Raw genomic sequence first — 10,516 nt, forward strand, 5'->3', positions numbered from 1 at the left:
GCGGGGTAGGACAACCGCCGTGCCCGCTGCCGTCCCCACCCCGTCCCCCGAGGCGGACACCGTCGCCGGCATCGCGGCCGCGCTGCGCGAGGACCCGGTCCTGGTCCACGAGTCGATGGGCAACGGGCGCACCGACGAGGTCCACGAGAGCCTCGGCGAGCTCGTGGACGACCTCGCCGACGCGGGGTTGCCGGCGTACGTCGCCCTCGTGCAGACACCCAACGTGCAGCTCGCGAGCCGCGACTCCGGCGACGACCTGCTGCGGCTGATCCACGCCGAGCTCGACGAGCCCGGCCTGTACGTCGTCAGCACGCCGGTCGGCCAGACCGCGGTGGCGGCGTACGACGTGCCGGTCGACGACGTCCTGGTCAGCCTGGGCCGCTACCGGGCGATGGACGAGGCCCGGTCGGGCCTGCCGGAGGGCGACTTCGTGTCCACCGCCGGCGAGGCCGCCGCCCTGCTGACCCTCGCCACCGACGACGACTACCTGCTGAGCGCCGGCGAGGTCGACGACCTGATGGCGAGCGGCCCGTGGCTGGCGGAGTACGGCGACGAGCCGATGTCGTACGAGCTCGACGACGCGCAGGGCGAGCCGCTGACCCCGCTCGTGGTCGCCGTCGCGTGCGGACTCACCGCGCTGGTCGTCGGGTGGCGCCTGCTGCGCGCCCGCACCGCCCTGGCACGCGAGCGCCGCGGGAGGCTCCCGGCGCCCGTCGACGACCGGACCCCGCAGCAGGCCCGCGAGGCCGTCGCGGACCTGCGCCGCGAGGTCGACCGCAGCATCCGCCTGGTGCCCGACGAGGTGCACGGCTGCCTGGAGGCCGCCGAGCGGCTGGTCGAGTCCTCCTCGCGGCTGGACGTCGTCGGCGCGCTGGTGCTCGCCGAGCAGGGGTCCGCGCGGCTGCGCGGCGAGCGGCTCCCCCTCCGGTGCTACTTCGACCCGCGGCACGGCCCGAGCGCGCGCACGGCGACGGTGTCCGGGGTCTCGCTCCCCGCCTGCACCCGGTGTGCCGAGGCGCTCGCCTCCGGCGGCGAGCCCGACTCGCTCACCGTCGACCGGGGCGACCGGCCGTACTGGAGGGACGACTCGATCTGGGCGGAGACCGGCTTCGGATCGCTCGACCCCGACCTGTGGCGGCTCGTGACGGAGCGGACCCGATGAGCGGCCGGCTGCGCGACCTGGGCCTGGCCCTGCTGGTCGGTGTCCTGGCCGCCGGCGCGGGTCTCGGCGTCTACGACCTGTGGCGCGACCAGGGCACACCGGGGCCCGCGCCGGTCGGCGACCGGGTGCGGCACGCCGCCGAGGCGCTCGCGGCCGGGGACCACGTCTACGTCGCGGCCGACGCCCACGACCTGGTGCCGCCGGAGCTCGAGGCCCGGCTCGAGGACCTGGCGGCCGACAGCGACGTACCCGTCTTCCTCGCCGTGTGGGAGGCCAGCAGCCAGGCGGGGTACGCCGGCGTCTGGGACGCCGTGAGCCAGCTGCAGCGGCTGGTCGACGAGCAGGGCGTCTACGTGCTCTACCTCGGTCCCGGCGACGGGCTGGTCAACGACAACCTCGACGAGCCGCTGCTGGGCGACCTGCCCTCCGACTTCAACGGCGACCCGGCCCGGCGGCTGGAGGAGATCGTCACCGCGGCCGGGCAGACCCGGCCCGGGCCGGAGAGCGACTGGGACTACTGGGGCGGCCCCGGGGGTGCCGTCGCCGCGGGGGCGCTGTTCGCGTCGGGGGCGATCGCGGCGATCCTGGTCCTGCTCGGGCTGGGGCGGCTGGCGGCGGGACGACGGTTCCGGATGGTGGGGGGATGGCGATGAGCGGTCGGATCGGGACCGACGAGGACCTGCTGGCGACGATCTGGTCGGCGCTCGACACGACGGGCGTGTGGGTGGCCCCGGAGGTGTCCGCCGAGATCGACCCGGACGAGCTGAGCGCGATCCAGGACGCGGTCGCCGACTCCCCCACCCCGCTCTACCTGGTCGTGCAGCCGCTCAGCGACGGTGACGCCTTCGGCGGCGAGCCCGCGGAGCTGCTCACCCAGCTGCACGACCGCTATGACGCCGACGGGCTCTACCTCGCGCCGCAGTTCTACGGCGACTTCGAGTCGCTGAACCTCGTTGAGCGCGCCTGGGGCACGGACCAGGACGCCTGGGACGCCCACGCCGTCGCCGAGCACCGGCACGGCGACGAGGAGCGGGACATCGCCGACCTCGGCGCCTACCTGGCCGACCTCACCCGGCTGATCGCCGACGGGGACGCGCGGGCGGCGTACGACGAGGAGGTGGCGCCGGCGCGCGAGGCGGCCTCCTCCACGGAGTCGTCGGTGCCCTCGACGTCGCCCGAGAGCTCGTCCGACGGCAGCGGCGACCTCGCGATCGTCGCGGTCCTGGGCGTCGGAGTGCTGGTCGCCGCGATCGTGGTCGCCGCCGTACGCCGCCGCGGGCCGCGCACCTTCGCGCTGCCCGACTCGGTGGTCTCGCAGGTGCGCGAGGCGCACGCCGACCGGATCGAGCAGGAGGCGCGCGACCTGGTGCTCGAGCTGGGCGAGGCCGTCCGCCGCTCCGAGCTGGACACCGACCACGACACCGGGGCCTGGCAGGCGGCGCTGGACCACTACGACGCCGCGACCCGGGTGCTCGACGGATCCGACGACCTGGAGCTGCTCGACGCCGTCGGCGCGCTCGTGCTGGCGCGCCAGGCTCGGGCGGCCCTCGACGCGGCGACCTCGGGGAAGACGTTCCGGCCGCTGCGGCTGTGCTACCTCAATCCGCTCCACGACAGTCCCGGGCGGACCTCGATGCGCCTGGAGCAGGACGGGCACACCCTCGACGTCCCGGTGTGCCGGACCTGCCGCTCGGACCTGAAGGCCGGTCGCGACCCGGACGCCCTGCGGGTCGAGCGGCGTGGTCGGGCGGTGCTCTACGTCGACTCCGGGGTCGAGCCGTGGGCCTCCACGGCGTACGGCACGCTGGGCACCGGGCTGGTCGGCGCACTGCACCGACGGCGGTGACCCGTAGGGTCGGGGCGTGACCCTGCGCGAGCCCTCCCACCGGGTCAGCCCCCGGGCGCGTTGGCTGTGGGCCGCGGGCGCGCTCGTCCAGGTCGCCGTCGCGGCGGGCGTGCTGATGATCCTCGAGGCGGCCAGCCCGCTCGACCTGGCGTGGTGGGCCTGGGCGCTGGTCGGCCTCGCGCTGGCGTCGTACGTCGTGGTCATGCCGCAGTGGCGATTCCTCGTGCACCGCTGGGAGATCACCGACACCGCCGTCTACACCCAGACCGGCTGGTGGACCCGCGAGCGCCGGATCGCGCCGATGTCGCGGATCCAGACCGTCGACCACGTCGAGGGCGCGTTCGCCCGGCTGCTCGGGCTGGCGACGGTGACGGTGACCACCGCGTCGGCGGCCGGGGCGCTGGAAATCGACGGCCTCGACGCCGGCCGGGCGCGCGAGCTGGTCGACGAGCTGACCCTGCGGGCCGACGCCGTCGAGGGCGACGCCACGTGAGCAAGGTCCCCGACGACTGGCAGCGCCTGGACCCGCGGATGCTGCTGGTGCACCCGATCCGCGAGGTGGTGCGCTTCCTCCCCGCCCTGATCGCGCTCTTCGTCGCCGGCTCGGCCACCGACGGGGCCGCCTGGCAGTACGTCGGCGTCGCGGTGCCGATCGCCCTCGGCATCCTGCGCTACCTGACCACCAGCTTCCGGATCAGTCAGGGCCGGGTCGAGCTGAAGCGCGGCCTGCTCAGCCGGCACGTGGTGGCCACCCCGCTCGACCGGGTCCGCACCGTCGACCTGACCTCGCCGCTGACCCACCGGCTGCTCGGCCTGACCACCCTGCGGATCGGCACCGGCACCGCCGACGACGGCGGTCTCGACCTCGACGGCCTCCCGGTGGAGGGGGCTCGCCGGCTGCGCGCCGAGCTGCTGCGCGAGACGTCGTACGCCGCGGACAGCACGCCGCCGGACGCCTCGCCCGACACCCTCCGGTTCGACCCCCGCTGGGCGCGCTTCGCCCCGCTCACCAGCACCGGCGTGGTCATCGGCGCCGGCGTCCTCGGGGTCGCCGCCCAGGGCTGGAACGTCCTCGGCGGCCCGGTCGTCATCGGCTTCGACGACCTCGCCGACGGCGCGGCCCGGGCCTCGGTCTGGGTGGCCGCGCCGCTCCTGGCGCTCGGCGTCCTGGTGACGATGTCGGCGCTCGCGGTCGGCGGCTACCTGGTCACCTACTGGGACCTCAGCCTGCGCCACCTCGGCCGGTCCTGGCACCTCTCGCGCGGCCTGGTCACCACGCGCGAGACGACCATCGACGACAGCCGCCTCGCCGGGCTCACGCTCGGCGAGCCGGTCGGGCTGCGGCTCGCCGGCGGGAGCCGGCTGAGCGCGATCGTCACCGGCGTCGACCGCGACGAGCGCGGCAGCGCGCTGCTCGTCCCGCCCGCGCCGTACGCCGTCGTGGCCGGGGTCGCCACGCACGTCCTGGGCGCGACCGATCCCGTCGTCGGACCGCTGGTGACGCACGGTCCCCAGGCCGTACGACGCCGCTGGACGCGGGCGCTCGTCCCCGTGCTGCTCGTGCTCGCCGGGGCGGTGGTGGCGGTCGTCGCCGGGGCGCCGCCCTGGGTGGTCGTCCCGCCGGTGCTCGCCCTGCCGGTCGCCGCCGCGCTCGCCGCCGACCGGGTCCGCTCCCTCGGCCACGCCCTCACCGACGGCCGGCTGGTCGCCCGCTCCGGCAGCCTGACCCGCCGCCGCGAGGTGCTCGGCGCGGAGCACGTCATCGGCTGGACCTTCCGCGACAGCTGGTTCCAGCGCCGGGCCGGCCTGACGACGCTGGTCGCGACGACCGCCGGCGGTCGCCAGGCGGTCACCGTCCCCGACGTACCCCAGCCGGAGGCGGTGCGGGTCGCCGACGAGGCGACCCCCGGACTGGTAACTCAGTTCTCCGCACCGTGAGACGTACCTCTCCACGGTTCGGGCAGGCCCGGCCGTCCGGATAGCGTTGCCCCCATGTTCTCCAAGGTGCTGGTAGCGAACCGCGGTGAGATCGCGGTGCGGGCGTTCCGGGCGGGGTATGAGCTCGGCGCGCGGACGGTGGCGGTGTTCCCCTATGAGGACCGTTGGTCCGAGCACCGGTTGAAGGCCGACGAGGCCTACGAGATCGGTGAGCGCGGCCACCCGGTGCGCAACTACCTCGACGCCGAGACGATCGTGGCGACGGCGGTGCGGGCCGGAGCGGACGCGATCTACCCCGGGTACGGCTTCCTGTCCGAGAACCCCGGCCTGGCCGAGGCGTGCGCGAACGCCGGCATCACCTTCGTGGGTCCGTCGGCGGAGGTCCTGGAGCTGACGGGCAACAAGGCCCGCGCGATCGCGGCGGCCAAGGCCGCGGGTGTCCCGACGCTGAAGTCGGTGGAGCCGTCGACCGACGTCGACGCGCTGCTGGCCGCTGTGGCCGAGAGCGACATCCCGTACCCGCTGTTCGTGAAGGCCGTCGCCGGTGGCGGCGGGCGCGGCATGCGCCGCGTGGACGACCCGAAGCTGCTGCGCGAGGCGGTCGAGACCTGCATGCGCGAGGGCGAGGCCGCCTTCGGCGACCCGACCGTCTTCATCGAGCAGGCCGTGGTCGACCCGCGCCACATCGAGGTGCAGATCCTCGCCGACGGCGAGGGCAACGTGATCCACCTCTTCGAGCGCGACTGCTCGGTGCAGCGGCGCCACCAGAAGGTCGTCGAGATCGCGCCCGCGCCGAACCTCGACCCCAAGCTGCGCGACCGGATGTGCGCCGACGCGGTGCGCTTCGCCCAGGAGATCGGCTACCGCAACGCGGGCACGGTCGAGTTCCTGCTCGACCCGGCCGGCAACTACGTCTTCATCGAGATGAACCCCCGCATCCAGGTCGAGCACACGGTGACCGAGGAGGTCACCGACGTCGACCTCGTGCAGTCGCAGCTGCGGATCGCCTCGGGCGAGACCCTGGCCGACCTGGGCCTCTCGCAGGACGGCATCGTGCTGCGCGGCGCGGCGCTGCAGTGCCGGATCACCACCGAGGACCCGGCCAACAACTTCCGCCCCGACACCGGCGTGATCACGACGTACCGCTCCCCCGGCGGCGGCGGCGTACGCCTCGACGGCGGCACCGTCTACACCGGTGCCGAGGTCTCGGCGCACTTCGACTCGATGCTGGCCAAGCTGACCTGTCGCGGCCGCACGTTCGAGAAGGCCGTGGAGAAGGCCCGCCGCGCGGTCGCGGAGTTCCGCATCCGCGGCGTCTCCACGAACATCCCGTTCCTGCAGGCGGTGCTCGACGACCCCGACTTCGCCGCGGGCCGCGTCACCACCTCGTTCATCGAGACCCACCCGCAGCTGCTGCAGGCGCGCGGCTCGGGTGACCGCGGCTCGAAGCTGCTGACCTACCTGGCCGAGGTCACCGTCAACCAGCCGAACGGCCCCGCGCCGGTCAGCGTGGACCCGGCGACCAAGCTGCCCCCGACCAACCTCGACGTCCCCGCCCCGTCCGGGACCCGGCAACTGCTGCTGGAGCTCGGCCCGGAGGCGTTCGCGCGCCGGCTGCGTGAGCAGAAGCAGGTCGCCGTCACCGACACCACGTTCCGCGACGCCCACCAGTCGCTGCTCGCGACCCGGGTCCGCACCCGCGACCTCCTCGAGGTCGCCCCGCACGTCGCCAGGACCACGCCCGAGCTGTGGTCGCTGGAGGCCTGGGGCGGCGCGACGTACGACGTCGCGCTGCGCTTCCTCGCCGAGGACCCGTGGGAGCGGCTGGCCGCACTGCGCCAGGCGGTGCCGAACATCTCGCTGCAGATGCTGCTGCGCGGGCGCAACACGGTCGGCTACACGCCGTACCCGACCAAGGTGACCGACGCGTTCGTCGAGGAGGCCGCCGCGACCGGGCTCGACGTGTTCCGGATCTTCGACGCCCTCAACGACGTCGAGCAGATGCGCCCCGCGATCGAGGCCGTGCGCGCCACGAACACCACGCTGGCCGAGGTCGCGCTCTGCTACACCGGCGACCTGTCGGACCCGGGCGAGAAGCTCTACACGCTCGACTACTACCTGAAGCTGGCCGAGCGGATCGTCGAGGCCGGCGCGCACGTGCTGTGCATCAAGGACATGGCCGGGCTGCTGCGCGCCCCGGCAGCGCACACCCTGGTCACCGCGCTGCGCTCGAACTTCGACCTGCCGGTGCACCTGCACACCCACGACACCACCGGCGGGCAGCTCGCCACCCTCACCGCCGCGATCGCGGCCGGGGTCGACGCCGTCGACGCCGCCACCGCCTCGATGGCCGGCACCACCTCGCAGCCGCCGCTGTCCGCACTCGTGTCCGCGACCGACCACGGCGAGCGGGAGACGGGCCTGTCGCTGGCGGCGGTCAACGCGCTGGAGCCGTACTGGGAGGCCGTGCGCCGCGTCTACGCGCCGTTCGAGTCCGGTCTCGCCTCCCCCACCGGCCGGGTCTACCGCCACGAGATCCCCGGCGGCCAGCTCTCGAACCTGCGCCAGCAGGCCATCGCGCTCGGCCTCGGCGAGAAGTTCGAGCAGATCGAGGACATGTACGCCGCCGCGAACGACATCCTCGGCAACGTCCCCAAGGTGACCCCGTCGTCCAAGGTGATCGGCGACCTGGCCCTGCACCTGGTCGCGGTCGGCGCCCACCCGGAGGAGTTCGCCGAGAACCCCGGCTCGTTCGACATCCCCGACTCCGTCATCGGCTTCCTCAACGGCGAGCTCGGCGACCCGCCCGGCGGCTGGCCCGAGCCGTTCCGCACCAAGGCCCTCGAGGGACGTACCTGGAAGGCCCCCGCCGAGGAGCTCTCCCCCGAGGCCGAGGAAGGCCTCGCGGGCTCGTCGGCCACGCGTCGCCGTACGCTCAACGAGCTGCTGTTCCCCGGCCCGACGAAGACGTTCACCGAGGCCCGCTCGGCGTACGGCGACACCTCCGTCCTGCCGACCATGGACTACCTCTACGGCCTGCGCCGCGGCGACGAGCACGAGGTCGAGCTCGACGAGGGCAAGACGCTGCTGCTCGGCCTACAGTCCATCAGCGAGCCCGACGAGCGCGGCTTCCGCACCGTCATGGCCCTGCTCAACGGCCAGATGCGCCCCGTCAGCGTCCGCGACACCAACATCGCCGCCGAGGTCGCCGCCGCCGAGAAGGCCGACCCCTCCACCCCCGGCCACGTCGCCGCCCCCTTCCAGGGCGTCGTCACCATCGTGGTCGCCGAGGGCGACAAGGTCTCCGCCGGCGACACCGTCGCCACCATCGAGGCCATGAAGATGGAAGCCTCCATCACCGCCCCCCAGGACGGCACCGTCGAGCGGCTCGCGCTGTCCGGCACGCAGGCCGTTGATGGTGGGGACCTGGTGCTGGTTCTGTCGTAGTCGTTCCGCCATTACCGACGCCCCGGCCTGTGGCCGGGGCGTTGGTGATTTCCGGTTCATCCGGCCTTGTTGGCGTTGGCCGGCGAGTCGCTTCGCCGCCCGTGGGTCGCCGCGCTGACCGCCTGCCGCCCACCCCCTCCAGCAAGACGACGGGAGAGCTGTCGTCGCTTCGGCTAGACCAAGACACCCGCGCACGAAGCAGGGATCCGATGCCGGTCCGCGATCAACGCGACCGCGCCATACTCGTTTCGCCAGCGTTTCGACTGAAGGAGTGCGATGACCGACGTCGGGGAGAGCCTGGTCGGGTCGTATCTGCGTCAAGTACGGACGTGTGACCTGGTGCTCTACAACGAGTTCACCGGCGACCAGGGCGAGATCGACGTCGTCGGCATCAAGTTCGGTTCTCGTGCGACCGTCTGGCTGTGCGAGGTCGCGACGCACCTCGACGGACTCAACTACGGGGGCGGCTTCGCTGCAGACAAGCGGAAGATAGAGGACAAGGTTCGCCGAGCCCTTTCGTTCGGTGCCCGGGTCTTCCCTGACCACATGCTCAAGGTCGAGATCTGGGCGCCCCGGGTGGCGGTCGGTCAGATGACGTCGTGGATGAGCGACTTCGCTCTTCAGCAGAGCGAACAGGGACGCGACGTGGCGTTCGTCGTCAACGGCGACTACGCCGCTGCGGTCCAGGAGCTTCTAGACGTCGCTCGCCGCAGCACGTCTACGACCAGCGAGCCCGCGTTCCGCCTTCTCCAAATCTTGACTCACGTGCGTGGCCCACTGCGCCTGTGACGGCCCGTCAGCAATAAGCCGTCCGTCGCGTCAGCCGCCGCGATCACAGCGCCTCGCGCCCCAGGGACACCGTTCCGAGCCGGCCGGCCGACGCCCGAGACCCGTCAGTCGGCAGATCGCGAGGAGGCGCGCCGAGCTGGCGCGTCGACCAAATGGGTGCCGGTGTGGTCGACGAGGCGTTGTAGTCCGTGGGGTGTGGTCCACAGGTAGGTCGTGCGGTCGAGCTGGTCGACGGTGTAGCCCAGGTGGGTCTTGGCGCGGTGATGTCGCCGGGTCAGTGGGGCGGCGTTGTGGTCGCCGGTCTGGCCGGGTGGTCCGCCGGGGTCATACGGGACGGGATGGTCGAGGTCGACGCGTCGGGTCAGAGTCGTGGAGTGCGGGAACGCGTCGGCCGGGACGAGGACTGCGGTGCGGTCGCGGGCGCTGGTGGGGTGCTCGTAGGCGTCCACGGCGATCGATCCGGCGAGGTCGAGGACCGGGCGGAGGGTGACGTTGGTGTGCGCGAGGAGCCGGACCACCTGGTCGAGGAGCAGGGGGCCGCCGAGCTCCTCGACCCGGGCCACGCCGACGCCGGCGTCCAGGGCGGCCTGGTGCAGGTGGACGTGCAGCACCGCGCCCGGACAGCGACGCTTCCGCTCGGCGCCGGACGCGTCCTGCGTGCCGGCGGTGTCGGCGGCGTCCAGGATGCCGAGGAGCTCGGCCAGGTCGTGGGGGCGGGCCAGCCAGCCCATCGCGACGGCCCGCAGCTCGTCCTTGCCCACGTCATCAGGCAAGTCGGGGTGGTGCGTGGCGCGCAGGTCGTCGTCGGCGGCGAGGAGGTCCGCGACCCGGTCGATGGTGGCGTCGACCCAGACCGCGTCGGCGGTCTCCAGGCGGGCGATCAGCACCCGCAGGCCGTGCTCGTCGGCCGGCGTCATCAGCACGCCGCGGTGGCGGCGCTGCTCGGCGACGCGTTCGGCATGGGCCTGGGTGTCGGCCTCGATGATCTTGGCCTCGGCGATCCGCAGCACCCGCCCCGGTGCACACGCCACCGCGGCCGCGACGGCGGCGTCCACGACCGCGACCCGGTGCCGGTCCAGGCCGCGGCTCATCGAGGCGACCTTGCAGGCCACCCAGGTCTCGCAGGCCAGCTGCTGGACCTTCGCCCAGGTCAGTGGGAGCCGGTGGCGCAGGTCGAGCGCGTCGGCCATGGTCGACCGGGTCGACAGCACGTGGGCTTGGCGGGCGATGGCCAGCTCACCCAGGCACAGGTCCTGCACCCACGGCGTCCCATCGCCGCCGATCTCGACGAGCTGGTCGCCGCCGAACCGGGCCGGCACCGCGCCGGGTGCCTG

At 73.6% G+C, this 10,516-nt stretch carries 8 protein-coding genes; 7 read left to right on the forward strand and 1 reads right to left on the reverse strand.

Features of this window, described 5'->3' with window-relative positions; translation table 11 throughout:
- The first annotated feature begins 19 nt into the window (after nucleotides 1-19).
- The 7 genes from VMF51_RS10480 to VMF51_RS10510 all read left to right on the forward strand — a co-directional run bounded on the left by VMF51_RS10480 (nucleotide 20) and on the right by VMF51_RS10510 (nucleotide 9,182).
- Nucleotides 20-1,162 (forward strand): hypothetical protein, encoded by a 1,143-nt coding sequence (locus VMF51_RS10480; protein ID WP_325474369.1) that lies wholly within the window; start codon nucleotides 20-22, stop codon nucleotides 1,160-1,162.
- A complete protein-coding gene (locus VMF51_RS10485) occupies nucleotides 1,159-1,815 on the forward strand; it encodes a hypothetical protein (protein ID WP_325474370.1) in 657 nt (218 codons plus the stop codon). Before VMF51_RS10480 ends, VMF51_RS10485 begins: the two co-directional genes overlap by 4 nt.
- Nucleotides 1,812-3,008 (forward strand): hypothetical protein, encoded by a 1,197-nt coding sequence (locus tag VMF51_RS10490; protein ID WP_325474371.1) that lies wholly within the window; start codon nucleotides 1,812-1,814, stop codon nucleotides 3,006-3,008. Before VMF51_RS10485 ends, VMF51_RS10490 begins: the two co-directional genes overlap by 4 nt.
- A 16-nt stretch (nucleotides 3,009-3,024) precedes the next feature.
- On the forward strand, nucleotides 3,025-3,501 hold the full coding sequence (locus VMF51_RS10495) for a PH domain-containing protein (RefSeq protein ID WP_325474372.1): 477 nt from the start codon (nucleotides 3,025-3,027) through the stop codon (nucleotides 3,499-3,501).
- Nucleotides 3,498-4,946: a PH domain-containing protein gene (locus VMF51_RS10500; protein ID WP_325474373.1), complete on the forward strand. Its 1,449-nt coding sequence runs from the start codon at nucleotides 3,498-3,500 to the stop codon at nucleotides 4,944-4,946. Before VMF51_RS10495 ends, VMF51_RS10500 begins: the two co-directional genes overlap by 4 nt.
- A 54-nt stretch (nucleotides 4,947-5,000) precedes the next feature.
- The gene (locus VMF51_RS10505; protein ID WP_325474374.1) at nucleotides 5,001-8,393 is read left to right on the forward strand and encodes a pyruvate carboxylase; all 3,393 of its coding nucleotides are present in this window, start codon (nucleotides 5,001-5,003) and stop codon (nucleotides 8,391-8,393) included.
- A 276-nt stretch (nucleotides 8,394-8,669) separates the two neighbouring features.
- Nucleotides 8,670-9,182 (forward strand): hypothetical protein, encoded by a 513-nt coding sequence (locus VMF51_RS10510; protein WP_325474375.1) that lies wholly within the window; start codon nucleotides 8,670-8,672, stop codon nucleotides 9,180-9,182.
- Nucleotides 9,183-9,286: 104 nt separating this feature from the next.
- On the opposite strand, the gene VMF51_RS10515 is transcribed toward VMF51_RS10510, so the two are convergent.
- The coding region (locus VMF51_RS10515) for a hypothetical protein (RefSeq protein WP_325474376.1) at nucleotides 9,287-10,516 on the reverse strand (1,230 nt) is incomplete at its 5' end.

It is taken from the genome of Nocardioides sp. (genome assembly GCF_035503875.1).
Classification (GTDB): Bacteria; Actinomycetota; Actinomycetes; order Propionibacteriales; family Nocardioidaceae; genus Nocardioides.